The following is a 24957-nucleotide window of genomic DNA, read 5'->3' on the forward strand; positions in this document are numbered from 1 at the left end:
CATGACGACTCTGACCGCACCCGAGCCTGCCATCGAAACCAACGTCGAGACCTTTAACTCACGGCCCCTCCGTCAAACCTTAGGGCACTTTGCCACCGGGGTAACCGTGATCACTACAGTGGGGGAGAGCGGCCAGCCCAGCGGCATTACTGCCAACTCTTTCTCGTCACTGTCGTTAGAGCCACCTCTCATCCTGTGGAGCCTGGGCGTGCAATCACCCAGTTTGGACGCTTTCGTTGAAGGAGGGCACTTCGCAGTAAATATTCTCGGTGCCCATCAAGAGGCACTGGCTTTGCAATTTGCCCGCCCGGCCAAGGATAAGTTTGCCAACATTACTGTGCAGACCAGTGCCGATGGTGTCCCGCTTTTAACGGATAGCTTGGCGCGCCTAGAGTGTCGCGTCGAATTCACCCGCCTAGCAGGAGATCATCTGCTGATCGTTGGGCGGGTACTACGCTTCACCAGTCAACCAGGAGAACCATTACTCTTCTACCAAGGAGGGTTTCAGCGCCTGAGCGCCTGAGCGCACCATTACCCACTAACCTCGGGGCCTTTCGGCCTCGAGCAATAATAACAACAGCAATACGAGCCCTTACAATGAAAAGCACAATACTGCATGGCAGTATCACCGCACTGGCCTTAGTAACTACAGCCTCGGTTCAGGCCACAGAGGGTGGCGGATCCACCTACCCCATGGGCGCCGAGAACTTTCTGATGGGAGCCCTTCCACCGCCAGGCGTCCATCCGTTGCTCTACGCCAACCACTATGCCGCTGACGAGCTTCGCAACGACCAAGCGGAGCAGTTGCCCATCGACTTCCGACTCAGAGCTAATGTACTGGCACCACGCTTACTCTGGGTTACTGGGCAAACCTTGTGGGGCGGGCAACTGGCTTTTGCCAGCCTCTTTCCATTGGTCGACCTCGATGTCACTGTCGATGGCCAGCAGGACAGCGATCAAGGTCTGGGTGATATCGACTTGACCATGGCATTGGCTTATCACCATAGCCCTAACCTCCACAGCGCCGTAGGGGTCGATGTATTCGTGCCCACCGGTAGTTTCAATGCCGACCGCTTGGCTAATGTTGGCCGCAACTACTGGTCCGTACAAGGCGTGTACGCACTCTCTCAGGTTAATCCCGAAGGGTTAAACTGGGACCTCAAAATGATGTATGACTACAATTTCGAGAACCCCGACACCCACTACCAGTCAGGACACGAGCTGCATGCCGATTATTCCTTAGGCTATGCACTACACTCGAACTGGGTCGCTGGAGTAGGCGGCTATGCCTACCGCCAAGTCACCGATGACCGACTTAATGGTGGCAAGATCGGCAACCGTGGACAAGCCTTCTCCATCGGCCCGTCACTAAAGTGGGATAACGGGCAAGGTGCCTTCGTGACACTCAAATACGAGCGAGAATTCGCTGTCAAAAACCGTCCTCAAGGCGACTCACTCTGGCTCAAAGCGAGCCTCCCCCTCTGAGCTAAGTCATGCACTAAACATATAAAGGCACCATTTCACACTCTGAGCTGCACTCAATAGCGACGGTGCCTTTCTCTTTAAAGTCGTACCTACGGCGCCATCCACAGGTTAGACAAGCCATTGCGGATACCAGTGTTAGTAAAAGCGGCGTCAGGGCTTAGTGGGCCTGCCGCTTAGCTGCCCTAGCCAGGCTGCAGCCAACCACAGCACGACACTGCTGAATACATACACAATGGCATATAAGGTTTGTTCAGTACTGAGTAGATAAATCACTTCGAGCCCAAACATTGAAAACGTAGTGAAGCCGCCACAAAAGCCAACAGCGACTAGGGGGTACCAGCGGGCACTGATACCATGAGGGCGATAGGCAGCACGCGAGGCCACAACAGCGATCAGCCATGAGCCCAGCACATTAACAGCTAGCGTCGCCCATATAAAAGCGCTGCCCAACGCCAAAATTGCGGCTTGCCCAACTAAAGCTCGCGACAACGCTCCAAGCCCACTACCCACGCCGACCTGAAGATAACCACGCCAACCAATCATCGGCCGCCACCAGCCATGAACCAGCCAATCCCAGCGGCTGCCACACCCAGCACCAATGTCAGCACCCCATTGAGTAGCGCCCAACCAGCATGCCCTTCATCTCTCAACGCCAGCGTCTGTAAGCTGAATGATGAGACGGTGGTAAAACCACCCAACACTCCGGTTATCAGTAATACAGCAAGCGGTGTGTTGCTAAGCGGCCAATGCAACCTAACGGCCAGCATACCAACAGCGCAGCTACCTAAGATGTTGACAACCAGCGTCCCCCAAGGGAAATTCTTGCCAAGCAATGTGGCACACAGCTCACTAACAAACAGCCGCGCCATGCCCCCCATGCCTCCCCCCGCGGCAATTGCTACCCACCACAACGCATTCACGTCCATGCCTGCTCCATGTTCACGTCCACTTTTATTCGCGGCTCACGCCCAAGCTAGCAACACTTCAGCGCACAACTGTGGTCTATACGCCGACATTTCGTCTAAATGCCTGTACCCTAGACATTCTTTAATATCCTATGCATTAAATCTAGAATACGGACACTAGAGCGCTGCTTTCCGACACTTGGTGGCGTTATTGTGTAAAACACTTTACCCGTAGACGACCCCCGACACGGAGGCCCTTGCGTGCATTCCACAAGACCACTTCCTCACTTTCTCGGCTGGCTAATGGCTATGCTGGTGATCATCAGCATAGTACAGCCAGCTATGGCTCAATCTACTGCTGACGCCGAGCCACCAGCAGCTAATGCCGCCCTGGCGGAGATGATTGAGAACCCAGACACTCGGCAGCAACTCATTGACCAGTTACGTGGCGCCGCCGAGAACACGCCAGCTGGCGCAGCTTTGCCCGAAGACGAGGAACCAACGCTCCCTCGCCAGTTAGCTGAAACAACCAGCAAAGTAGTGAACGAGCTTACCGACCAAGGTAGCCAAGCGATCAACGTTGTTGGCAATCTGTTTCGCAATGGACTGACTGAAGAAGCGACCATCGATATCGATGCGCTGACCACAGCAAGTATCAACCTCGGCATAGTCGTACTAGCGACATTTGGGATATTTTTCCTCATACGCCGTCTATCTCGCCACCTGTTCATGTTACTTAGCCAGTGGTCACTACATGGTCAGGGGTTCTACCCAATGGTCAGGCTGCTGATCAGTGTTGCCGTTGCAGCGCTGATTGATACGCTTATCGTTGGGCTAGCCTACGTGGGCGGCAACTTGCTTGCGACATTTGCACTCGGAGAAAGTGGGGAGCTCTCGACTCAGGCCTCGCTATTTCTCAATGCATTCTTAATCATCGAACTCCTCAAAGTGGCAGTGCGTGTGCTGTTTTCCACACGGTATGAGGGGCTACGTTTGCTGCACATTTCCAGTGCTGATGCGTCTTACTGGAACCGCTGGATTGCTCGTCTGATCGGGTTAGCCGGTTACGGCCTAATGGTGGTAGTACCGCTGCTCAATGCCTATCTATCGCCCACTCTAGGCAGCAATGCTGGCACGCTGATCATGATCTTCACCTACTTTTATGCCGTATCGGTGGTGCTGATCAACCGGAAAAAAATACGCGACGCGATCTACCGCTCTGCCAAAAAGACCTCTATGACGGTAAGCCGTGTGTCACTTCAACTGTTTTCTCGTATTTGGCATCTGTTTGCGCTGGCCTACTTTACACTGGTGCTGGTACTAACCCTTACCCGCCCAGACGAAGCTCTGTTGTTTGTCATGAAAGCCACCGCGCAGACGCTGATTGCAATACTGTTAGGTATGCTGCTTTCGCGGTTTCTTACTCAGATCATTGGCCGCCGAATCAAACTGTCCGAAGAGCTGTGTAACCGGCTACCGCTGCTGGAATCTCGCTTAAACAGCTATATTCCCACGGGCCTACGAATAGCTCGCACGCTGATACTGGTTGTGGTGTTTTTGTTGGTGCTGGACGCTTGGACCCCCTTCAACCTGTCAGACTGGTACGCCTCTGAAGCCGGTGGTGAACTCACCGGAAAACTGACGAGCCTGATTACCATCTTGATTATTGCAGCTGGCGTGTGGATTGGTTTAGCCAGCCTGATTGAGGACAAGCTAAACCCTAATGCCAACCACGAGATTCCCTCTGCTCGGGCACAAACGTTGCTAACATTGTTTCGTAACGCCTTAGCAATCACTCTGCTTACCATGACAACCATGGTCGTGCTGTCCGAGATAGGTATCAATGTCGGCCCACTGATCGCTGGTGCCGGGGTGCTGGGTCTAGCCATCGGTGTTGGCTCTCAAAGTCTGGTCCGAGACATCATTACCGGCATTTTTATTCAGATAGAAAATGCTATGAATGTCGGCGATGTTGTTACGGTAAGTGGCATCACCGGCACTGCCGAGCGCTTGAGCATTCGTTCAGTAGGCATCCGCGACCTCAGTGGCACCTATCACATCGTTCCTTTCTCCAGCGTGGACACCGTCTCAAACTATATGCGTGAGTTTGGTAACCACGTGGGTGAGTACAGCATTGCGTATCGCGAAAGCATCGATGATGCCGTGGAGCACCTCAAGCTGGCCTTCGAAGACCTCAAAGTCAGCGAAGCGCACGGCCACAAACTGCTCGCACCGATTGATATTCCGGGCGTTACCTCACTTGGCGACAGCGCGGTAAATATCCGAGTGGTTCTCAAGACCACGCCTGGCGATCAGTGGGCCGTGGGTCGTGCTTACAACCGTCTGGTCAAGATGCGCTTCGACGCGGCAGGTATCGAAATTCCGTTCCCGCACATGAACCTATACTTCGGCCAAGACAAAACAGGCTCTGCGCCGCCCGCTAACCTGCGTGTTATGGAGCAGGATTTCACAATCGATGGCAGTCCTGCCGGGCAGCCCAAAACGCTCGACAATGCCTCCGATGACCGTTTTGATCCACGCAAGAAGCGCTCGCACAAGGATCCAAGCAAACGACGCATCAAAGACATGGATAGCGAGTCGGATGAAGACAGCCTCCCAACGGGAGGCGATGTAGAATAACCCTTGGGCCGCTAGCACCCCTTAGCGGGTGCTGGCGTTAGCTGTGCTTCTAGAGCAACCTTCTATGCATTAAGCTAGGCCTAAGCATCGCTGCTGAAAACATATAACAGACGCAAACACATAGGCCGCCTTTGAACTCTTCAAAGGCGGCCTATGTGTTTCACCAATTATCACAACATAAAACGTACAAGATAGGTGCGACAACTGACGATGCACCACGGGTATTTATCAGGCGTAAAATTCACCGGGCAAGGAAAGGCCGAGCTGCGCCAGCGGCACGCCTTTAGAGCCGACGTCTGGCACGTCGGTCATGAAGGCAATATCAAAGCCACGCAGAGAAAGTTCGTTGGACCCATACTCGCTAGCGGCCATCGCTTCTGCCTCAGACGCACTACCGGCTCGAAATATACCACCACCAAGATGCAGGTCTTGCCCTTGAGGGCCAATGGCATATACGTCAACAAGAAAAGAGTTCATTGCTCTCACATCAGTCTAAGTGATTATCTAGACCATGGTAGTAGATAGCAGCCGTATGAAAAGGAAAACAGGATTCCTTTATTGCAACAGTTATGCATCAGCGACATAACCTGCTCAGCATCAACGCCAACAGTATCCTTAATTGACATATGGTACTCACTCATTACATACAAACAGGGCTGCCAATCGGCAGCCCTGTTTAACTTTCACGCCGTCTCAATCAGGACGCTTTCTTTGCTTGTGCCGTCACATCTGGAACAGGTTGCGGTAATGCTGGCAGTGAGCTGTCCAACAGCTCAACACTTTGACGATAAAACAGTTGACTCTTGTTATGATCGCCAAGGTTAGCATATAGCCGTGCCAGCTCAGCACATACCACGCCGCTGGAGCGTTGCTGTTGGCTCGCTTCAAAGTACTCTTTCGCCTTATCCCAGTACGCATTACGCAGCGACAGGCGGCCCAGCGTTAAGAGCAGGTCAGGATCATTGGGGCGCTCCTGAAGCCACTTTTCGCTAGCCGCCAGCTGGCGCTTCGGGTCAACATCCAGCATTCCGTAACACAGAATCAGACGGCTGTCCCAGTGCTCTTTCAGCGCGTGGCGCAGCAGACGCTCAGCAATACCCTGCTCATTACTCTGCACCAGCGTTTCGGTATACAGCACAATCAAGTCAGTATTGGTACGCAAATGGTCCGGCATATCAGCCCACAGGTTGCGCACTGTCTCGATACCACTCTCGTCGACAACCCGCGACGCTTGTACAATCAGCTCCCGATAAGCCTGGTACTCAAGCACTTCGCGCTCTTCACGGGAGATCAACTGTTGAGCAGCAAGCCGAGGCATCAAACGGCGCAAGCCGTCCCAGTCACTCACGCTGATATACGCCTGCTTGAGTTGTTTAAGTACCTGGGGATGGTTGGGCAGATGCTGGTCCAGCCGAGTCAACGCTGCCAGCGCTTCCTCATACTGCTGGCGATCAAGCATTAGCTGAGCCTGCATCAACCCCACCGCCGTATCTGCGCCATCGGTACTGAGGTGCGCGCGCTTAAGCAGGGTATCAGCCTGCTCATAGCGCCCCTGATAATGGGCCGCCAGCGCAGCAGACAGGTAGTTAACCAATGGTGTGCTCGAATCATCTGCGGCCTTAACCAGTGACTTTTCAGCACGCTTCCAGCGGCCTTCTGCCAGCGCCACCAACCCACGAACAGTGCGGCGCATTGCCGTACGGTTACGCGACCGGCTATTCCAGGTTCTAAATCGGCTGACCGGATTGATAAAGCGCGACAATAAGCGCAGAGCAAAATGCAGCGCCACAAATACGGCCAACAAAAGCACCAAGCCAAACCAGAAAGACGTCTGGTAAGACGTATCACCGACTCGCACTAGCCAGTAGCCTGGCACCGACATCATCAGCTGACCGAATAACGCGCCGATAACCAGGCCAAAGACAATGATCAGTATCAGCTTTCTCATGCGTTATCTCCCTGGCGGCTGCCGCCCTCGAAACGCTGCTGAATGAATTGGCCAATCGCCTGTTGAGAACCGCTAATATCGGGCAACTCGGGATGAACCTGCTCTGCGCGCAGCGTCTCGATGTTCTCAACCACCGCTTTCACCCCAGCGTTGTCCATATCGTAATAGCCACGAATCAGCGTTAGCGCCTTGTTAAGGCTGGCATCGTAAAGTTCTTGCTCCTGTTTGAGCAGCGCCAACTGAGACTGCTCAAGCACTAACCTCAAGCTCTGCCGCAGATACGACTCCTGCTCCGGAGAAATCAGGGCCTCAAGTGCCTGGTCATGTTTACGTACAGTAACCAGTCCTTTTAGCTCATTACCAAAGGTTGAAAGTTGAGACTGCCAACCGCCAGTAGGTGCCTCTTCAATCGTTGCATCGGCAACAATTTCTTCGATATCTTGATTCAGCGGCAGCGAGCTGACACGCTCCTGCAAGGCATTTAGCTCTAGGTAAATCCCAGTGCTGTCAACGCGAGGCACTGACTTCAACTCAGCAAGTTCTGAGGCAATTGCACGACGTACTGGCGTTAAAGCCGGATTATCTGCTTCCTCAAGTCGCTCATCGGCGGTCTGTAGCAGCGCCACCGCACCGACCACATCACGCTCTAATTGCAAACGCTGATTAGCCAAGCGCAACAGATAAGCCGCTTCGGCGTGCAGCCAGTCACGCTCATCGGTTTGCTGCTCTTGTGAGAGCTGCGTCAGCACTTTGTCCAGAGTGCCATTGACGCTGGCACGATAATCACCAAACTCAGCACTGATCTTTTCCAAAGAAGACTGAACTGCCTGATCACGTTGCTGCTCGCTGTTTTTCAACTCATCTTTCAGCGAGTTCAACGCGGTTTGACTAACCGGCGCATCTGGCAAAGCTGATACCGCTTGGCTTTGGGCGTCTAGCTTCTGCCAAAGCTGCCAACCGAAATAACCACCGGCAGCGCCCAGAGCAACCGTCAGCACCAGAGCAACAGCACCGGTTTTACTGCCACCACGATGACTGCCCGCTTGCTGGCTACCACTACCCGAGCCACCCTTTCCGCCGCTATTGGCACTGCCGCTGGCTTTTTTATCGCTCTGCGCAGGTGAACGTTTCTCGGCCGTCTTTTTTCCTGACGCACTTTTACCTGCAGCGCTTTCGGGCTTAGCTGTCTTGCTGGACGAAGCGGCTTCCGGTGCCGATGCCGCAGGTGTCGCCACCTGACTATCAGCAGACTTGCTAGCGTTCTGCTCGTCACGCTTATGGGCGTTACCCGATTTGTTGTACCGACGCGAGCGGCGGCCTGAGGCATTATCTTTTTGAGCGTTAGCCCCATTACCCGCCTGTGCGTCAGAGGTCGAAGGAGTGCCGTTCTGAACGTCTTCGCTCGGCGCCTGCTTGTCGTCTTGATCGTTGTGTTGCTTATTCATCTGTCACTAGCCCTTTTCGAGATCGTCATGATCAATTTCGGCCGTCTCCGGATCCCTGACGCGTGCTACCGCAGCAGCTAATGCAGCAGGTGTGGCGCCCGACGCCACAACGGGTAAACGAAACCCTAATTCGCCAGCCAGTGTAGCCAATCGAGAGCTTGACACGATTAGCGGTTGGTTCAAGGCCGCCTTTGAGCACCATTTTGCCAGATGCTCAAGAATTTCTCCGCTACTCACCACCAAAGCTTGATAGTCACCCGCGGACAGGTGTTGATGCAATCTTGGTGGCGGTGAAATCGGCAAACGTCGGTAAACAGCCAGACGGGTTACCTGCGCACCGCGTGCCACCAAGGTGTTAGCAAACAATGTTCTACCGCCTTCACCAGCAACCAGCAAGACGCGTTCATTATCCAACCGTTGCAACGAGTCTGCCGTAAGCAATGCCTCACTGGTATCCTCACCCGCCTCAGGCGGAGGAATATGCACCTCTACGCCTAGCAAACGACGTAAGACTTCCGCGGTGGCGGCACCTACCGCATAGTAGTCAATACCGATCGGCATTTGAGGCCAGTAGCGATCTAGCGCCTCAGCCAGGCACTCAGCCGCAAATGGGCTGACCACCATCACTCGGCGAAAGTGGTCAAAATCAAGCCAGGCGCTACGCATCACCGGCGTTTCTTCCAGCGCCTCAAGCTGCATCATGTCACCTTGCACCACACTAACGCCAAGCGCAGCAATAGCGTCGACTAAGGGTTTAGCACGAGCGCCAGGGCGACACACCAATACCGGCAGAGACATTATCAACCAGCGCCGTAAACCGTTGCGAGAATTTCAGCCGCGCCTTGCTCCAGCAAGTCTTCGGCCACTCGCAACCCTAACGCCTCAGGCTCATGTATAGAGCCTCGCCCCTCAGCACGCAGCACCTGCTTGCCGTCTGGAGTCCCAACCAGCGCTCTCAGCCACAGTGTTTGGTCTTCATTCTCGAACACGGCATGGCCCGCGATGGGTACCTGGCAGCCACCCTCTAGACGGGTATTCATAGCTCGCTCAGCACGCACGCGCGTAGCGGTATGAGGGTCATCCAGCGGCGCCAGCAGCGCAATCAATTCCGCGTCGTGCATACGGCACTCAATGCCCAGTGCACCTTGGCCACAAGCGGGTAAGCAAACGTCAGGTGGCAGTTCTTGGGCAATGCGTTCATCAAGCCCCAAGCGCTTAAGACCCGCCGTTGCCAACAAAATCGCATCGTACTCACCAGCATCCAGCTTGCCCAGGCGCGTTTGCACGTTGCCGCGCAGATCGCGTATTTCTAAATCTGGACGCGCTTCGCGCATCTGCAAGCCACGGCGCAGGCTTGTCGTACCAATTCGCGCGCCCTCAGGTAGCTCATCAAGGTTGCGGTAATGATTGGATACAAAAGCATCTGTTGGTTCCGCACCCGCCAGAATTACCGAAAGCCCCAAGCTTTCAGGAAAATGCATCGGCACATCTTTCATCGAGTGAACCGCGAGGTCAGCGCGCCCATCAAGCATGGCTTCTTCCAGCTCTTTGACAAACAGCCCCTTACCACCAATTTTAGACAGCGGCGTATCCAAAATTTTATCGCCGCGCGTCACCATCGGCACAAGCTCTACCTGAAGGTCGGGGTGTTCTGCTATCAGGCGGTCACGAATATATTCCGCCTGCCACATAGCCAATTGGCTCTTTCGAGTAGCAATACGCAAGGTCTGCACAAGTCTCTCCCATAGCCGGTACGTCATGAATCGGCACAATTGCCAACGTCCGGTTGATGTGTTGATTACCCCCATCATAAAGCACCGGAGCGAAACAAGAAAAACCGGTGCACGCAGAACGCTCGATAAAGCCGACACGTTACTCGGCTGAACGACAAGCTCAAAGCCGTGCGCCAGTCATTCCCCGCTTGCCTGACTCTGATACACTTCTGGCATATTTCCATCTTCACTATTTCGACAGGATACCCGTCAGATGAGCACGAGTCCTTCCAACACGCAGCCCGACACCAATCAATCCTGGGGCGGCCGCTTCAGCGAACCCACAGATGCCTTTGTTGCCCGCTTCACCGCCTCGGTCGATTTTGACCGCAAGCTGGCTCTACATGACATCCAGGGCTCGCGCGCCCATGCCACCATGTTGGCACAGGTCGGCGTACTGACGGACGACGAACGAGACGCCATTTTGGAAGGGCTAAACGAGGTTCAGGCCGATATTGTGGCGGGTACTTTCGAGTGGTCGGTTGAGCTTGAAGATGTTCACATGAACATTGAAGCGCGGCTAACCGACAAAATCGGCATTACCGGCAAGAAGCTACACACTGGCCGTTCACGCAACGACCAGGTAGCCACCGATATCCGCTTGTATCTGCGCGATGAAATCGACACGGTAGCCGCTGAGCTGGCACGCTTGCGCCATGGCTTGATCGAGCTGGCCGAGCGTGAGGCCGACACCATCATGCCCGGCTTTACTCACCTGCAAACCGCTCAGCCCGTCACATTTGGCCATCACTTGCTGGCTTGGCAGGAAATGCTGAGTCGAGATCATGAACGCCTGCTGGACTGCCGCAAACGCGTCAACGTAATGCCGCTAGGCGCTGCTGCACTGGCTGGCACGACCTACCCCATCGACCGCCACATGACCGCTGAGTTACTGGGCTTCGAGCGCCCTGCCGAGAATAGCCTTGACGCGGTCAGCGATCGTGACTTTGCAATTGAGTTCACAGCCTTCGCCAGCCTGCTGCTGATGCACTTATCGCGCATGAGCGAAGAACTGGTGCTATGGACCAGCGCCCAATTTGCCTTTATCGATTTGCCTGACCGCTTCTGCACCGGCTCTTCGATCATGCCGCAAAAGAAAAATCCAGATGTGCCAGAGCTCGTACGCGGCAAAACTGGGCGTGTTTACGGCCATTTAATGAGCCTGCTGACGCTAATGAAGTCGCAACCCCTGGCCTATAACAAAGACAATCAAGAAGACAAAGAGCCGCTGTTCGACACTCTGAGCACCGTGCAGGACTGCCTGAAGGCCTTCGCCGACATGATTCCGGCTATCGAGTCCAAGTCTGACAACATGCGCGAAGCCGCACGTAAAGGCTTCTCTACTGCCACAGATCTGGCTGACTACTTAGTACGTAAGGGCGTAGCCTTCCGCGACGCTCACGACATCGTTGGTCGCTCAGTGGCTTATGGGTTGCGCGAAGGGAAAGACCTGTCTGATATGAGCCTGGATGAGCTGCGCCAATTCTCAGAAACCATTAGCGACGACGTGTTCGAGGTATTGACCCTCGACGGCTCCGTCGCTGCACGTAACCACATTGGCGGCACCGCGCCCAATCAAGTGCGCGCTGCGGCACAGCGTGCTCGGGATGCCCTGGGTGCCATAAATTCAGGTGCAACAAATAACGGAGTAACGCGCTGATGCTGCCGAGCGTAACAATTCGCACAATCGCCCTAATAGTTGGTGCGCTGTCGCTCAGCTTGCTTCTAGCCGCTTGTGGTCAGAAAGGCCCCTTATACCTACCTGACGATAAGGCCGCTGCTGAGCGCTACGGCACGCCTGAGCCGATACAAAACGTTGAAGAAGAGCCCCCTTCTTCGGCCAACGACAACAAGCGAGACAGCTAGATGGACTATTTTGAGTACCGCGACGGCCTCATGTACGCAGAAGAGTTGCCGCTAGACCAGATTGCCGAACAATTTGGCACCCCCTGTTATGTGTACTCTCGGGCCACTCTGGTCCGCCACCTTCGTGCTTATAGCGATGCCCTGAGCAGTCATCCGCACCTGATCTGCTATGCAGTCAAGGCGAACTCCAATCTCGGCGTACTCAACGTACTGTCACGCCAGGGCGCTGGCTTCGATATCGTGTCAATCGGCGAGCTCGAACGGGTACTCGCCGCAGGCGGCGACCCTGCCAAAGTGGTGTTCTCTGGCGTGGCCAAGCAGCCGGCCGAGCTAGCTAGGGCGCTAGACGTCGGCATCAAATGCTTCAATGTCGAATCAACCGCTGAGCTTGAACGCCTGAACAGCGTAGCAGCCAGCCTTGGTAAAGTCGCGCCCGTTTCATTGCGCGTCAACCCAGACGTTGACGCTGGCACGCACCCGTATATTTCCACTGGCCTTAAAGACAACAAGTTCGGCATCGCCGTCAGCGAGGCCCGTGATGCTTACCGCCAAGCTAACCAAATGGACCACTTGCGCGTCGTCGGCATCGACTGTCATATCGGCTCACAGTTAACCGAACTGCCTCCATTCTTAGATGCACTGGAGCGACTACTCGTCCTGCTGGACGCCTTGCGCGAAGACGGCATCCACATCGACCACCTAGACTTGGGCGGCGGCCTTGGCGTCACTTACAACGACGAAACCCCACCACACCCTAGCGAGTACGCCCGAGCATTGCTGGAGCGCCTTTCACGCTGGCCTGGCAGCGAGAAGCTCACCCTGCTACTTGAACCAGGGCGCTCAATTACCGCCAATGCTGGCGTGCTGCTCACCCGAGTCGAGTTTCTCAAGCCCGGCGAAACCAAGAACTTTGCCATTATCGATGCGGGCCTGAACGACCTAATTCGCCCTGCACTGTATCAGGCATGGCAGAATATCGTGCCGGTAGATACTCGTTCACCGCGCAACAGCGACCTTTATGATGTCGTAGGCCCCGTGTGCGAGACTGGCGACTTTCTCGGCAAAGAGCGCGAGCTAGCCATTGCCGCAGGCGACTTACTCGCCGTGCGCTCTGCTGGGGCCTATGGCTTTGTAATGGCATCAAACTACAACAGCCGACCGCGTCCACCAGAAGTGATGGTCGACGGTAACAGCGTTCATCTGGTGCGTCGCCGTGAGCGGCTGGACGAGCTGTGGGCTGGCGAGTCGCTGCTGCCCAACGATGACACCTGACGGGGCATAACAATGCTGCTGTACTTCACCAAAATGCATGGCCTGGGTAATGACTTCATGGTCGTAGACCTGATTACCCAACGTGCTCGGCTAACCCCTGAGCAAATCAGGGCGCTAAGCCACCGACGCCTAGGCATTGGCTTTGACCAGTTGCTGGTGGTTGAACCACCGCTAAATCCCGACATGGACTTTCGTTACCGCATTTACAATGCCGATGGTAATGAAGTGGAAAGCTGTGGCAACGGCGCACGCTGCTTTGCGCGTTTCGTGCGAGACCAACGGCTGACCCACAAGAGAGAAATCCATGTTGAGACGGCTGGCGGGCCGTTGACACTGCATGTGGAACAGATCGACCAGATACGCGTTAATATGGGCCAGCCTCTGTTCACTCCCGCTGCAGTCGCCTTCGATGCCGATCAGGACCGCCTGCTACACGCCCTTGAGGTTAACGGCCAAACGTATCAAATCAGCATAGCGTCTATGGGTAATCCGCACGCCGTGCTGCGCGTCGACAACGTAGATAGCGCGCCAGTTTCAAGCGTAGGCCCCGCCATTGAGAAGCATCCTCGCTTCGCCAACGGCGTCAACGTCGGCTTCATGCAGGTGATTTCACCCCAGCATATCCGCCTGCGGGTATTTGAGCGCGGCAGTGGCGAAACCCTAGCTTGTGGCACGGGGGCTTGCGCCGCCGTAGCTTGCGGTATTCGTCAAGGGTTACTGAAAAGCCCTGTACGCGTAGAGCTGCCCGGCGGCACGTTGGAAATAAGCTGGCCTGGAGAGGATCAGCCACTGAGCATGAGGGGCCCCGCCGAGCGGGTTTTCAGTGGACGCATCACCCTGAACTGAGTAAAGCGCGGGCGGCTATATGCGCACTGAGTCACAACATGCTAAACGGCTTTCATCAGCGCCAGCTCGCTGGGCAAAAGGAGAGAATCCTATGACACAAACCATTCCAGAACCGCGCAAGACACTGGACCCTGATATGGTCGCTCAGTGGCTGGCCCGCCATCCCGACTTCTTTGTCGGGCGCGAAGGTCTGCTGCAACAGCTGCGTGTGCCTCACCCAGAAGCTCATGGCGCGATTTCATTGCTGGAGCGCTTAGTCATTGACCTGCGCCGACGGGCTGAAGCCGCTGAACAACATCTCGAACAGCTACTCGACTCAGCACGGTATAACGAGGCGCAATATCGGCGTACCCGCGAACTGGTGGTGGCGCTGATCAGCGCAGAAGATAACGACGCCCTCGCCCAGGCCTTGTCCATCGAGTTGTCTGAACGCTTTCAAACACCCAGCGTGGCGCTATGGTGCCCAGCCAGCCTAACCGACCAAGAACCCCAGCCACCCCAGGCGCCCCGTCACATCCTTGACGAACATACCGCCCAACGACTCGCCGCCCTATTGGGGGAACGTCACAGCCGCTGTACACGCCTAACGCCCAACGACGCCCAGCGCCTGCTGCCTCATCAGCCCAGGCCAGCCAAGTCTGGCTCTGCTGCCATTACACGGCTCACGTTAGGAGAACCCTTAGGCTATCTGGTGTTGGCCAGCCCCGACCCTGAGCACTTCAAAGCCAGCATGGACACTCTCTTTACAGAGTACCTTGGCGACGTGGTATCGCGCCTGTTAGTGCGCTCAACAACAGACCGCCACTCTGCATCATGACCAGCAGCGCAAGCCTTCAAACGCTAACCGAGGCTTATCTTGCTGAGCTTGCAGCCACTGCCAGCCCGGCGACTGTAACTGCTTACCGGCGCGACCTAGCCACATTGCTCGATTTTATCGACGTCCACGTTGCCCCCCCTGACACACCGTCAGGATCGCAAACAGAAAAAACGCTGAAAGACTCTCTCGATACGCGACTACTGCGCCGCTTCCTTGCCGGTGAGCGAGCACGAGGCTTATCGCCACGCAGCTTAGCCCGACGCCGGGCCGCCATCTCAGGATTTGCTGAACACCTGCGAGCCCAAGGCTTGCTTGATCATAATCCCGCTGCTCTGCTGCGCACCCCCAAACGCCCTGACAGCTTGCCACGCCCCGTAGACGTTGACGCCTTGGGCCAATTTCTGGACAGTCCTCACGATGGCTCTGTACTGGCATACCGTGATCAGGCCATCCTCGAACTGTTTTATTCCTGCGGACTTCGCTTAGCAGAGCTAAGCAGCATGGAGCTTAGCGACGTTCAACCCCAACGCGTACGTGTCATCGGTAAAGGCAACAAGCCTCGCCAAGTGCCGCTAGGCAGCCGCGCGCACCACGCGCTTGAACAATGGCTGACATTGCGCGACACCTTGGCAAAAGAAGACGAAAGCGCGCTTTTCGTCAGCCAGCGTGGATACCGGTTAGGGCAACGAGCCATTCAAAAGCGGATGGCTGAGCTGGCTCGGTCTCGTGGCCTTGGTGAGCATCTGCACCCACACCGCCTGCGCCACTCATTCGCCAGCCACCTCCTGGAGTCCAGCCAAGACCTACGCGCCGTACAAGAGCTACTGGGTCATGCCAACCTGGCCACCACCCAAATCTACACCCGCCTGGACTGGCAGCAACTAGCCGATACCTATGACGCCACTCATCCTCGCGCTAAGCGACAGCGCGAGGATGAATGAACAGCGAGAGAAACGTGATGACAACACCACGCCTTGAGGCGCTAACCTTCGACCTCGACGATACACTATGGGATAACGCTGACGTCATGGTGCGCACGGAGCAAGGGCACTTCGACTGGCTGAGCAAAAACCTGGCTACCTGGCTCACCCAGCGTGGCGACGCCAAGCCCTTTCGCTTTACCGAACAAATCAATCTTGAGCACTATGTAGCGCGACGCCAAGCCATAGCTAAACGCTACCCGCTACACCGCGGCGACTTCACCTGGATTCGTGAACAAGCACTGGTTTCACTACTAGTGGATATCGGACTACCGGCCTCATCAGCTTGGCTGTGGGCCAGCGCGGCCATGGACCGCTTTCATGCATTGCGCCTGGATGTCACCCCCTACCCAGAAGTAGAACCGCTGCTAACCGAACTGGCTAATCACTACCGGCTAGCATCGATAACGAACGGCAACTTAGCCTTCGATCGGCTGCCGCTGCGCCGTTATTTCACTGTTGCGATTGCTGCTGGTGAAATACATGCGCCCAAACCCGATGCCCGTCCCTTCCTGGCAGCACTATCGAGGTTGAATACGTCACCCTCCCGAGCATTACACGTTGGCGATTCATGGAAAGAAGATATTTTACCTGCCGTACGCCTGGGTATGCGTGCAGCATGGATCGCACCTCAGGACGCGCCAATCATCGAACTACCCCAAGGGGTGACACGGCTTCGCCATGTGTCCGAGCTGCCGGAACTGCTGACAGCAATTGAGTCTGGCAACAAAACGTTCGGCAGCACGGGCCAGAACCACAACACGGGCCAGAACCACTAACCAGGACCACTAAGACGACTGGGTTGTCTCAATCACTGGCGCATCACCCGCTAACCACTCATCAAGCAAGGCATGCACCTCTTCAACGCCTTGCTTTTTAAGCGACGAGAACAACTGAACACTGACCAAGTCTTCCCACTCCAGCAGCCGCGAACGCACCTGCTGCAAGGCTTGCTTGGCCGCACCGCTTTTCAGCTTATCCGCTTTAGTCAGCAGAATTCGCACCGGCATGTCTTTCTCATCGGCCCAGCCGAGTAACGTCTGGTCAAATTCGGTCAACGGATGGCGCACGTCCATTAGTAGCACCAAACCCTTCAACGAGCGACGCCGTTGAAGATAGTCTGAAAGATGACGCTGCCACTCTTCTTTGACTTTTTCTGGCACCTTGGCATAGCCATAACCAGGCAGGTCAACTATCCGACGGTCTTGGTCATCGCCTAAGGTAAAAAAGTTAATCAGCTGAGTGCGTCCCGGAGTACGAGACGTGCGCGCCAAGGCTTTCTGCCGCGTCAGCGTATTGATAGCACTGGATTTTCCAGCATTAGAACGCCCAGCAAAAGCAACTTCCATGCCATGGTCCAGCGGACACCTGGCCAAATCTGGCGAGCTGATGAGAAAGCGGGCTGATGCATAATTGAGTCGCGACATGGCTAGGACTATCCTGACGTTGATCCAATAGCCTCAGGTTTGCATTCCCGAGGCAAGGGTGTTCCGGTATAATACAGTATATTTTATCTGCGACCCGCAACGTCTCAGTATACCATTGAGCGTCAGCTGGCAGCGACCTAGACATGCGGCCACTGAATCGGGCCGCATGAACCTGTACCGCTCAAACAATGAAACGGCATAGTGGACTAGCAATGAGAAAGCTACTGGCAACTCTGGCAATTACCATGGGCGCTGTTGGCGCCGCACACGCCCAAGATGATCCGCAAGCGGCAGCAAATGCTGCAGCGGGCAAGGAAAAGGCTGTGGCCTGCGCTGCATGTCACGGCCAGGCAGGCATCAGCCCAACAGGTGTCTTCCCCAACCTGGCGGGACAGCAGGTTTCCTATATCGCAAAACAGATCATCGATATCCGCGACGGCGCGCGTGTCGTACCCGAAATGGCAGGTCAGGTCGATAATTATTCCGACCAGGATGCTTGGAATGTGGCCAAATACTTCGCCAACATGACTCCTGCGCTGGGCCAGGCTGACCCCGAGCCAGAACTGGTTAACAAAGGTCGTGAACTTTACCGTGCAGGCAGTTTGAACACGGGCCTACCCGCCTGTGCGGCGTGTCATACGCCAACGGGTGTCGGTATCAATAGTGCCGTATATCCTGCATTGTCTGGCCAGCACCCTGAGTACATCATTTCGACGTTGGAGGACTTCGCCAACGGTGATCGTTCAAACGATCCTAATGCCATCATGCGTGACATCGCCGCCAAAATGAGCAAAAGCGACATGCAAGCCGTCGCCAACTACATCCTCGGCCTGCACTAAGCAGGTAGAGGCAGCGACACACTCGCTGCAAGCAGGGCGGCCATCGCGCCGCCCTTGCTGTATCTGTCTTTATTCAGGAACTCTCAAGACCTCTCAGGCTCATAGTGAAGGCACGTCATTTGGCTAACGCTTAACTTAGCGCTTACCTTGCCAGTCCTGAACATCTTTTACTGAACACATACCTCGACAGCCACGGAGATATACTCATGCTAAAGCCTTTGCTGGTGGGACTTGCCGCCTTTGGACTATCAACTCTCGCCGTTGCTGCTCCGGTTGCAGGCCAAGACTACACCGTGCTGGACACACCGGTAAAAACGCAGGTTGAAGAAGGGCAGATCGAAGTCACGGGAGTTTTCTGGTACGGCTGCCCGCACTGCTACAACTTAGAAAAACCCCTTGAGCCCTGGGTAGCCGAACTCCCTGAAGACGTCACCTTTAATCGCCTGCCAGCAACTATGGGCGATACTTGGGTGAAACACGCTTTTGCTTACTATGCAGCTGAAGACTTAGGCATTGTCGATGAAGTGCATAATGATTTCTTTGATGCACTTCACGAGCAGGGCAAGCGTTTAACCGACCCTAACGACATTGCTGACTTTTTCAGTAACTACGATGTTAGTGAAGAAGATGCGCTGGCCGCGCTGAACTCCTTTGGCGTTAAGTCGCAAGTCAATAAAGCCAATGCTCGCATGCGCAGCATGGAACTAATGGGTGTACCGGCACTGGTCGTCGATGGCCGCTATGTTATTTCTCCGAGCAGCGCTGGCAGCTTAGACAATATGCCACTGATTGCTGGCAGCCTGATCGAACAAATACGCAATGAGCGCGGCACTTCTGCAAGCGCTGCATCGCAGGCGGAGGCTACCGAGGAAAGCAGCCAGGAATGATGACTCCCCCTGCTGACAGCATGCCGACCTTGCTTAATGATGGTCGTCTACGTCTGCTCACCTTCAATTTACAGGTGGGCATTCAAACATCGGCTTATTACCATTACCTGACACGAAGCTGGCAGCATGTACTGCCACACCCTAAGCGTCAGCGACGCCTTGAGCTAATCAGCAACATCCTTCGTCGTTACGACATTGTCGGTCTCCAGGAGGCCGACGGGGGCAGCTTTCGCTCAGGCAGCATTAATCAAGTTGACTATTTGGCTCAACAGGCAGGCTTTCCACACCACTACCAGCAACTCAATCGCAATTTAGGCCGGCTGGCACAACACAGTAACGGCCTGCTATCCCGACTGACTCCAGCTGTAGTTGAGGAGCACCGTCTACCCGGCACCCTGCCAGGCCGCGGTGCCATGCACGCCCGCTACGGCAGCGGACCAGATGCTCTGCATATTTTTGTTGCCCATTTAGCCCTCAGCCAGCGTGGCCGTGATCGTCAACTGGACTACCTCAGCGAAATTATCGAACCGCTAAACCACATTGTGGTCATGGGTGATCTCAACTGCTCATTCGAGCAAATTGAGAACAATAGGCGCTTTTGTGAGGCCATGGCCCTTCGCCCGATACGCCTTCCCCCAAGCTATCCTTCATGGCAACCCAGCAAGGCACTCGATCATATCTTGCTGTCTGATTCATTGCAGGAGGAACGGGTTAAAGTGCTCAACCGGCTGTTTTCAGACCACCTACCGGTCTCCATTGATGTGCGGCTACCCGATGTTTGCCTACAGCAGCTAGCAGAGCACTTCCGTCTGCTGAGCGCCGCCACATCAACGCCCTCTGACTAAACCTGCGACTTTGCCGTATAATCCGCATTTTTCTGCGCACTGGCTTATTGCCTGTACGTACTTGTACAAAGACCTTTCCTGCGAGTCTCTCATGCCCAATTCCCGTGAGCTGCCTTCTCTTGCTGCCAGGCTAGACACCGCCTCTGAATGGCTAGGCCGTGGCCTGGCCTGGTTAGTGCTGGTCATGATGCTGATTCAGTTTGTGATTGTTGTACTGCGCTACGCCCTAAGCATCAACAGCATCCCGATGCAGGAATCCGTGATGTATTTGCATGCCACGGTATTCATGCTGGCCGCAGGCTACACGCTGCATCAAGACGGCCACGTACGAGTCGATATTTTCTATCGCACGCGCTCAGCTCGCGGACAAGCACTCACCAACCTACTGGGCAGCGTGTTTCTGTTACTGCCGGTCATGATATTCATTCTGTGGTTCAGCTGGGGGTATGTGGACAAGTCGTGGCGTATTCTTGAAGGCTCTTCAGATGCTGGCGGCATTCCCGGCGTTTTCTTACTCAAATCGCTGATATTGGTTTTTGCGAGCCTGATGATCATGCAAGGGTGTGTGGAAGTCACCCGAAACCTAATAACGCTACGTAAACATAAAGACAGCACGCCAACACACAACTCACCGACCAATGCCCGCGGAGACGTCCTGTGATTCTTGAGCTGATATTCAAGTTCATGCCGCTGGTGCTGTTTTTGACCATTTGCTTGGTATTGATGGCTGGCTACCCAGTCGCTCTTTCCTTGGCTGGCACGGCATTGGCCTTCGCTGGGCTTGGCGCGGGGCTGGAAGCATTAGGTGCCAACGTCCATTTCGACGCACACTTTCTGTCAGCCTTTCCCAACCGCCTTTACGGCATCATGACCAACCAAACACTATTAGCGGTACCCTTGTTCGTGTTAATGGGTGTGCTGCTGGAAAAGTCCAAGGTCGCCGAAACACTGCTCGATGCCATGGCCCTGCTATTTGGCTCGCTACGCGGTGGGTTGGGCATCTCCGTGACACTGGTCGGTATGCTGCTGGCCGCATCAACCGGCATCGTCGGTGCTACCGTCGTGACGATGGGACTAATCTCGCTACCCACCATGCTAAAACGGGGCTACAGCATCCCGTTGGCCACCGGTACCATCTGTGCCACCGGTACGTTAGGGCAGATTATCCCGCCTTCCATCGCTCTAGTGTTGCTGGGCGATGTGCTATCGACTGCCTACCAGCAAGCCCAACTGGAAATGGGCATTTTCAGCCCCAAGACCGTTTCAGTAGGCGACCTGTTCATGGGCGCACTGGTGCCAGGGCTAATACTGGTCGGACTCTATATCCTGTACATCATGTTCACTGCCTGGCTACGCCCAGACGCTGCGCCAGCGGTCAACCGCCAGGCACTAATGAAAGAACTCGGACATGAACGAGGCCTAGGCTTGCTGCTGCTTAAGGGGCTGGTACCCCCTATTGTGCTAATCACGGCGGTACTCGGCTCAATTCTTGGCGGCTTCGCCACGCCCACTGAGGCCTCAGCGGTAGGGGCATTTGGTGCCATGCTGCTGGCTTTAGTTTATCGCCGCTTGAGCCTGAACACCCTACGCGATGTGCTACGCACCACCACCCGCGTAACCAGCATGGTATTCATGATTCTGATTGGCGCAGCACTGTTTTCACTGGTATTTCGCGCCTTTGGCGGTGAAGAACTCGTTAGTGGGCTGTTTGAGAGCATGCCGGGTGGCGTGGTGGGCGCAACCATCATCGTCATGCTGGTGATCTTCCTGCTGGGCTTTATTCTCGACTTTATTGAAATCACCTTCGTGGTGGTGCCCATCGTCGGCCCCATTCTTCTTGCCATGGGCCTAGACCCGATTTGGCTGGGCATCATGATCGCCATCAACCTGCAAACCTCGTTCCTGACGCCACCATTTGGTTTCGCACTATTTTATCTGCGCGGCGTGGCGCCTGACAGCGTGCCCACATCAGCCATCTATCGCGGTGTCATCCCCTTTATCTTGCTACAAATTGGCATGCTATTGGCGCTGGCTCGCTTTCCCGAAATTGCCACCTGGCTGCCCAACACTTTCTAAGGCAACAGTTTCTAAGGCAACAGTTTCTAAGGCAACAATTGTTAAGACAGCAACGCTAACATTTACACATGCCCCTAGAGGTTTCGTCGTACTCACTAGCTTGAAGAGTCAGCGCATCAACACATCTCGGCGCAACAGCAGAACAATACACAGCACCACCAACAGGCTGCCGGGCAACCAGATAAGCGAAATACGCTGCGGAAAATTAATAAATAGAACCAGCATCGAAACAAAAGGCACCAGGTAGCCGTAAGCGGTCACTCCAGCCGGAGACAGCACCGCCGTGGCTCGCTGCTGCAACCAAAACGTTAATCCACTGGAAAATAAGCCTAAATAGATGATCAAGAACACATCATAACGCGTCAGTCGTTTTAGCTCGCCTGGTGACTCAATCAGCAGTGCCAACCCAGCAACCAGCACCGCACCAAGCGCCAAACTCCACAATGTTCGCACGCCGGCACGCGCCGAAAGCACGCCCTTAGCAAGCCCCAGCTTGGTGAGTACCGGATATAGCGCTGTCGCAATACAGCCGACAAAGAACAGGGCCTCAGCACTCCCAGCATTGAGGCGCGAAACATCACCTCCAGCATCTGCCCAGGCCAAAGCCAATGCACCACAGGCGCCCAGCGTCAGTAACGCAAGCAAGCCACCCGCCCGCCGCTCAACGCCAACTAGCCGCCCTAGCCCATAGGCCAGTAGCGGAACACTAACAAACATTGTCGCCATGGTTAGCGCTGTCACCCGATGCGCCGCCCAAAACATGGTGCCAAAGAAGCCGGCAAGACACAGCCCCATCAGCGCATACATCACCAAGCCTGCCCAGCCGGGCCATAGCTCATCCTCGCTGCGCAGTAGCGGCAACAGGGCCAGTGCCGCGATAGTAAAGCGCATTGCCGTCAACAACAGCGGCGGCAATCCCTCGCTTAATAAGCCTACCGCGGGGAAAGATAGCCCGACCAATAGAACCCAGCCCAGCATGCCCAAGTGTGCATGCCAAATACTGACTGGCAGTAATGCCTGGCTCTGGGTGATATTTTTTTTGCTCATTGTGACTGCTCGCCCCGTTATGCCCCACTCTCAGCATCACCCAAGCATCGCACGCACGCATAACTTTAGGCTGTACTACGCTGAAAATACGGCTAATTTACCTCGAAAAATCAGTAGATATATTGGCAATTTGTCGAAATTATCCTAAAGTAATAGACAATTTTTAACTCTCCTGTGTTTTACTCACGCTGCAGGTGTGCCACACGACAAGCGTTCACTCACAGGCCGCCATAACCATAACACCACTGCACCGGAGTCGATTTCATGAAGTTCTCACTATTGTTGAAAAGTACCCTGGCTATCTCTATTGCGGCATCCATCATAGTCAGTCAAGCAGTATCCGCAGAAACCGTACGTTTACGCTTTCATACCTTCTACGGCACTGAAATGGACGATATCGGCAAACAGTTGCGCGATTCGGTCAAAGAAGCCAGCGACGGCAGCCTGCGTATTCAGTACTTTCGTGGCGGCGAACTAGTAGACAGCGACCAGTTTGTCGACGCGGTAAGTCGCGGCACAATCGATATCGGCTACGGTGTGGGAAGCTACTGGCCAGGCCAAGTGAATATCGGCAATATCGAAGCGGGTCTGCCGGGCGCCTGGATCAGCGCGGATGAAGCCCGCGATATCTTTGAAAACCAAGGGCTTGATGACTTGGTTGCTGATGCTTACGCAGAAAAAGGCGTCAAGCTGATTGGTCGCGGCTACGGCAGTAACTATGACTTGCTGACCCGTGAGCCGATAACCAGCCTAGACGACCTCAAATCGATGCGCATTCGCGCCACTGGCCAGTTCGCCGAAATACTGCAGTCTTTCGATATCCCAACAGTCTTCCTGCCAGCCGAAGAGCTCTATGTCGCCCTGTCTACCGGCGTAATTGACGGCGCGGTTTATGGTGGTCCCGTGGAATATGAGCAGCTGAAACTTCATGAGGCGGCTAACAACTATACGTTCATGAACATCCTCAACCCGGGCTGGATCGAAACAGCAATCATCAACGAGGACTCTTGGAACAATCTCTCTGAGGAGCATCAGGACATCCTGCGCGAAGGTATCGCTCAGTATGCTCAGAGCGTTCATGAGTGGCTTGAAAGCGGTAACCAGCGCCTCATTGAGGAAGGCGAGCTATTCAACTTCGCCTCGCTACCCGAGGAAGACTCCAAACGCTTAACCGAAGCGGCCCAGAGCATCTGGCAGGAAGAAGCCGCTAAGTCAGAGCGTAACGCCGAAGCCGTCGATATTTTAATCAAAAACGCTACTGAAAAAGGACGCTTGAGTGAGTAACGTCACCCGCTATCTCAGGGTGCAAGATGGCCTTTCCGACTGGGTCGGAATGGTCATCTCCTGGCTGACACTAGGAATGATCAGCGTACTGTTGATCGAAGTTGTGGCGCGCTATCTGCTTAATTCCCCCACGATCTGGGGTCATGAGCTGGCAACCATGTTCTTCGGTGCGCTGAGCATTCTTGCTGGAAGCTACACCCTTCGTCACCACGGCCATGTCCGCAGTGATGTCATTTACGGCCTTCTTTCACCACGAGTACGCGCATTCTGCGACCTCGTCGTGTTTGGCCTTGGCACAGTGGTACTGGTTGTTTTCTTCGACATGGCAGTGAAGTTCGCCTATGACTCTTGGCTAATAGGTGAGTTTTCTAATCGCAGCGTCTGGCGCCCCCCTCTGTGGCCCATCAAATCTACCATTGCAATTGCCGTTGGCCTGCTGATCTTACAGAGCCTGGCAGAAATGGTACGTGCTGTGCTCCGGCTGTCAGGTGTCACCTATAAAGATCCACGAGATGACAATGACGACGATGCACTTTGACTCTCCCCTCAATCACGCTAAAACAACACCGACCCGCC

Annotated in this window: 25 protein-coding genes and 1 pseudogene; 17 read left to right on the forward strand and 9 right to left on the reverse strand. The window is 54.9% G+C overall.

Features of this window, described 5'->3' with window-relative positions; all coding sequences use genetic code 11:
• Nucleotide 1: 1 nt before the first annotated feature.
• Together H616_RS0100160 and H616_RS0100165 are read left to right on the forward strand one after the other, a co-directional pair.
• Nucleotides 2-523: a flavin reductase family protein gene (locus H616_RS0100160; RefSeq protein WP_051233835.1), complete on the forward strand. Its 522-nt coding sequence runs from the start codon at nt 2-4 to the stop codon at nt 521-523.
• A 74-nt stretch (nt 524-597) separates the two neighbouring features.
• A complete protein-coding gene (locus H616_RS0100165) occupies nt 598-1485 on the forward strand; it encodes a SphA family protein (protein ID WP_027965541.1) in 888 nt (295 codons plus the stop codon).
• Nucleotides 1486-1635: 150 nt separating this feature from the next.
• Here H616_RS0100165 and H616_RS0100170 read toward each other — a convergent pair whose 3' ends face one another.
• Nucleotides 1636-2028 carry a fluoride efflux transporter FluC gene (locus H616_RS0100170; protein WP_027965542.1) on the reverse strand — a complete coding sequence of 131 codons (393 nt, stop codon included), beginning with the start codon at nt 2026-2028 and terminating at the stop codon, nt 1636-1638.
• Nucleotides 2025-2411 (reverse strand): fluoride efflux transporter CrcB, encoded by a 387-nt coding sequence (gene crcB, locus H616_RS0100175; protein ID WP_027965543.1) that lies wholly within the window; start codon nt 2409-2411, stop codon nt 2025-2027. Before crcB ends, H616_RS0100170 begins: the two co-directional genes overlap by 4 nt.
• Nucleotides 2412-2699: 288 nt before the next feature.
• Between crcB and H616_RS13845 the strand changes: the two genes are divergently transcribed.
• The gene (locus H616_RS13845) at nt 2700-5030 is read left to right on the forward strand and encodes a mechanosensitive ion channel domain-containing protein (protein WP_051233837.1); all 2331 of its coding nucleotides are present in this window, start codon (nt 2700-2702) and stop codon (nt 5028-5030) included.
• 228 nt (nt 5031-5258) lie between these two features.
• On the opposite strand, the gene H616_RS0100185 is transcribed toward H616_RS13845, so the two are convergent.
• The 5 genes from H616_RS0100185 to hemC all read right to left on the reverse strand — a co-directional run bounded on the left by H616_RS0100185 (nt 5259) and on the right by hemC (nt 10183).
• On the reverse strand, nt 5259-5507 hold the full coding sequence (locus H616_RS0100185; RefSeq protein ID WP_027965544.1) for a hypothetical protein: 249 nt from the start codon (nt 5505-5507) through the stop codon (nt 5259-5261).
• Nucleotides 5508-5727: 220 nt separating this feature from the next.
• Entirely contained in the window at nt 5728-6978 is a 1251-nt protein-coding gene (locus tag H616_RS0100190; protein WP_027965545.1) for a heme biosynthesis HemY N-terminal domain-containing protein, read from the reverse strand.
• Entirely contained in the window at nt 6975-8423 is a 1449-nt protein-coding gene (locus H616_RS0100195) for a uroporphyrinogen-III C-methyltransferase (RefSeq protein ID WP_027965546.1), read from the reverse strand. The genes H616_RS0100190 and H616_RS0100195 overlap by 4 nt, the downstream gene beginning before the upstream one ends.
• A 6-nt stretch (nt 8424-8429) precedes the next feature.
• The gene (locus tag H616_RS0100200; RefSeq protein ID WP_027965547.1) at nt 8430-9221 is read right to left on the reverse strand and encodes a uroporphyrinogen-III synthase; all 792 of its coding nucleotides are present in this window, start codon (nt 9219-9221) and stop codon (nt 8430-8432) included.
• A 2-nt stretch (nt 9222-9223) separates the two neighbouring features.
• Nucleotides 9224-10183: a hydroxymethylbilane synthase gene (gene hemC / locus H616_RS0100205; RefSeq protein ID WP_051233838.1), complete on the reverse strand. Its 960-nt coding sequence runs from the start codon at nt 10181-10183 to the stop codon at nt 9224-9226.
• 226 nt (nt 10184-10409) lie between these two features.
• Between hemC and argH the strand changes: the two genes are divergently transcribed.
• The 7 genes and pseudogenes from argH to H616_RS13855 all read left to right on the forward strand — a co-directional run bounded on the left by argH (nt 10410) and on the right by H616_RS13855 (nt 16755).
• Nucleotides 10410-11855 carry an argininosuccinate lyase gene (gene argH, locus H616_RS0100210; protein WP_027965549.1) on the forward strand — a complete coding sequence of 482 codons (1446 nt, stop codon included), beginning with the start codon at nt 10410-10412 and terminating at the stop codon, nt 11853-11855.
• Nucleotides 11855-11989 (forward strand): annotated as a pseudogene (gene lptM / locus H616_RS15780) (LPS translocon maturation chaperone LptM); the annotation flags it as partial. The gene argH and the pseudogene lptM, both read left to right, overlap by 1 nt.
• A gap of 72 nt (nt 11990-12061) precedes the next feature.
• A complete protein-coding gene (gene lysA, locus H616_RS0100220) occupies nt 12062-13333 on the forward strand; it encodes a diaminopimelate decarboxylase (protein WP_027965550.1) in 1272 nt (423 codons plus the stop codon).
• Nucleotides 13334-13345: 12 nt separating this feature from the next.
• The gene (gene dapF / locus H616_RS0100225; protein WP_027965551.1) at nt 13346-14179 is read left to right on the forward strand and encodes a diaminopimelate epimerase; all 834 of its coding nucleotides are present in this window, start codon (nt 13346-13348) and stop codon (nt 14177-14179) included.
• A gap of 91 nt (nt 14180-14270) precedes the next feature.
• The gene (locus tag H616_RS0100230; protein ID WP_027965552.1) at nt 14271-14996 is read left to right on the forward strand and encodes a DUF484 family protein; all 726 of its coding nucleotides are present in this window, start codon (nt 14271-14273) and stop codon (nt 14994-14996) included.
• Nucleotides 14993-15937, forward strand: coding sequence for a tyrosine recombinase XerC (locus tag H616_RS0100235; RefSeq protein WP_027965553.1), 945 nt, complete (start codon nt 14993-14995; stop codon nt 15935-15937). Before H616_RS0100230 ends, H616_RS0100235 begins: the two co-directional genes overlap by 4 nt.
• A gap of 17 nt (nt 15938-15954) precedes the next feature.
• Nucleotides 15955-16755, forward strand: coding sequence for an HAD family hydrolase (locus H616_RS13855; protein ID WP_035572210.1), 801 nt, complete (start codon nt 15955-15957; stop codon nt 16753-16755).
• Nucleotides 16756-16764: 9 nt separating this feature from the next.
• On the opposite strand, the gene yihA is transcribed toward H616_RS13855, so the two are convergent.
• Nucleotides 16765-17403, reverse strand: a complete 639-nt coding sequence (yihA, locus tag H616_RS0100245) for a ribosome biogenesis GTP-binding protein YihA/YsxC (RefSeq protein WP_027965554.1) — start codon at nt 17401-17403, stop codon at nt 16765-16767.
• Between the two features lie 212 nt (nt 17404-17615).
• On the opposite strand from yihA, the gene H616_RS0100250 reads away from it, so the two are divergent.
• The 5 genes from H616_RS0100250 to H616_RS0100270 all read left to right on the forward strand — a co-directional run bounded on the left by H616_RS0100250 (nt 17616) and on the right by H616_RS0100270 (nt 22050).
• A complete protein-coding gene (locus H616_RS0100250; RefSeq protein ID WP_027965555.1) occupies nt 17616-18242 on the forward strand; it encodes a c-type cytochrome in 627 nt (208 codons plus the stop codon).
• A 206-nt stretch (nt 18243-18448) separates the two neighbouring features.
• On the forward strand, nt 18449-19129 hold the full coding sequence (locus H616_RS13860; protein WP_051233841.1) for a thiol:disulfide interchange protein DsbA/DsbL: 681 nt from the start codon (nt 18449-18451) through the stop codon (nt 19127-19129).
• A complete protein-coding gene (locus H616_RS13865; protein WP_051233844.1) occupies nt 19126-19974 on the forward strand; it encodes an endonuclease/exonuclease/phosphatase family protein in 849 nt (282 codons plus the stop codon). Before H616_RS13860 ends, H616_RS13865 begins: the two co-directional genes overlap by 4 nt.
• A gap of 91 nt (nt 19975-20065) precedes the next feature.
• The gene (locus H616_RS13870) at nt 20066-20635 is read left to right on the forward strand and encodes a TRAP transporter small permease subunit (RefSeq protein ID WP_035572213.1); all 570 of its coding nucleotides are present in this window, start codon (nt 20066-20068) and stop codon (nt 20633-20635) included.
• 11 nt (nt 20636-20646) lie between these two features.
• Nucleotides 20647-22050 carry a TRAP transporter large permease gene (locus H616_RS0100270; protein WP_027965556.1) on the forward strand — a complete coding sequence of 468 codons (1404 nt, stop codon included), beginning with the start codon at nt 20647-20649 and terminating at the stop codon, nt 22048-22050.
• A gap of 108 nt (nt 22051-22158) precedes the next feature.
• Here the strand turns inward: H616_RS0100270 and H616_RS0100275 are convergent, their stop codons facing one another.
• Entirely contained in the window at nt 22159-23097 is a 939-nt protein-coding gene (locus tag H616_RS0100275) for a DMT family transporter (RefSeq protein ID WP_240470504.1), read from the reverse strand.
• Nucleotides 23098-23361: 264 nt separating this feature from the next.
• Between H616_RS0100275 and H616_RS0100280 the strand changes: the two genes are divergently transcribed.
• Together H616_RS0100280 and H616_RS0100285 are read left to right on the forward strand one after the other, a co-directional pair.
• Nucleotides 23362-24381, forward strand: a complete 1020-nt coding sequence (locus H616_RS0100280) for a TRAP transporter substrate-binding protein (protein WP_027965558.1) — start codon at nt 23362-23364, stop codon at nt 24379-24381.
• Nucleotides 24374-24919 carry a TRAP transporter small permease subunit gene (locus tag H616_RS0100285; RefSeq protein ID WP_027965559.1) on the forward strand — a complete coding sequence of 182 codons (546 nt, stop codon included), beginning with the start codon at nt 24374-24376 and terminating at the stop codon, nt 24917-24919. Before H616_RS0100280 ends, H616_RS0100285 begins: the two co-directional genes overlap by 8 nt.
• Nucleotides 24920-24957: the final 38 nt, after the last annotated feature.

Source organism: Halomonas halocynthiae DSM 14573 (assembly GCF_000425725.1).
Classification (GTDB): Bacteria; Pseudomonadota; Gammaproteobacteria; order Pseudomonadales; family Halomonadaceae; genus Halomonas; species Halomonas halocynthiae.

Coding starts and splice junctions, on each gene's coding strand:
- H616_RS0100160 (WP_051233835.1), top strand. CDS start 2: ATGACGACTCTGACCGCACCCGAGCCTGCCATCGAAACCAACGTCGAG.
- H616_RS0100165 (WP_027965541.1), top strand. CDS start 598: ATGAAAAGCACAATACTGCATGGCAGTATCACCGCACTGGCCTTAGTA.
- H616_RS0100170 (WP_027965542.1), bottom strand. CDS start 2,028: ATGATTGGTTGGCGTGGTTATCTTCAGGTCGGCGTGGGTAGTGGGCTT.
- crcB (WP_027965543.1), bottom strand. CDS start 2,411: ATGGACGTGAATGCGTTGTGGTGGGTAGCAATTGCCGCGGGGGGAGGC.
- H616_RS13845 (WP_051233837.1), top strand. CDS start 2,700: ATGCTGGTGATCATCAGCATAGTACAGCCAGCTATGGCTCAATCTACT.
- H616_RS0100185 (WP_027965544.1), bottom strand. CDS start 5,507: ATGAACTCTTTTCTTGTTGACGTATATGCCATTGGCCCTCAAGGGCAA.
- H616_RS0100190 (WP_027965545.1), bottom strand. CDS start 6,978: ATGAGAAAGCTGATACTGATCATTGTCTTTGGCCTGGTTATCGGCGCG.
- H616_RS0100195 (WP_027965546.1), bottom strand. CDS start 8,423: ATGAATAAGCAACACAACGATCAAGACGACAAGCAGGCGCCGAGCGAA.
- H616_RS0100200 (WP_027965547.1), bottom strand. CDS start 9,221: ATGTCTCTGCCGGTATTGGTGTGTCGCCCTGGCGCTCGTGCTAAACCC.
- hemC (WP_051233838.1), bottom strand. CDS start 10,183: ATGACGTACCGGCTATGGGAGAGACTTGTGCAGACCTTGCGTATTGCT.
- argH (WP_027965549.1), top strand. CDS start 10,410: ATGAGCACGAGTCCTTCCAACACGCAGCCCGACACCAATCAATCCTGG.
- lysA (WP_027965550.1), top strand. CDS start 12,062: ATGGACTATTTTGAGTACCGCGACGGCCTCATGTACGCAGAAGAGTTG.
- dapF (WP_027965551.1), top strand. CDS start 13,346: ATGCTGCTGTACTTCACCAAAATGCATGGCCTGGGTAATGACTTCATG.
- H616_RS0100230 (WP_027965552.1), top strand. CDS start 14,271: ATGACACAAACCATTCCAGAACCGCGCAAGACACTGGACCCTGATATG.
- H616_RS0100235 (WP_027965553.1), top strand. CDS start 14,993: ATGACCAGCAGCGCAAGCCTTCAAACGCTAACCGAGGCTTATCTTGCT.
- H616_RS13855 (WP_035572210.1), top strand. CDS start 15,955: ATGACAACACCACGCCTTGAGGCGCTAACCTTCGACCTCGACGATACA.
- yihA (WP_027965554.1), bottom strand. CDS start 17,403: ATGTCGCGACTCAATTATGCATCAGCCCGCTTTCTCATCAGCTCGCCA.
- H616_RS0100250 (WP_027965555.1), top strand. CDS start 17,616: ATGAGAAAGCTACTGGCAACTCTGGCAATTACCATGGGCGCTGTTGGC.
- H616_RS13860 (WP_051233841.1), top strand. CDS start 18,449: ATGCTAAAGCCTTTGCTGGTGGGACTTGCCGCCTTTGGACTATCAACT.
- H616_RS13865 (WP_051233844.1), top strand. CDS start 19,126: ATGATGACTCCCCCTGCTGACAGCATGCCGACCTTGCTTAATGATGGT.
- H616_RS13870 (WP_035572213.1), top strand. CDS start 20,066: ATGCCCAATTCCCGTGAGCTGCCTTCTCTTGCTGCCAGGCTAGACACC.
- H616_RS0100275 (WP_240470504.1), bottom strand. CDS start 23,097: ATGAGCAAAAAAAATATCACCCAGAGCCAGGCATTACTGCCAGTCAGT.
- H616_RS0100280 (WP_027965558.1), top strand. CDS start 23,362: ATGAAGTTCTCACTATTGTTGAAAAGTACCCTGGCTATCTCTATTGCG.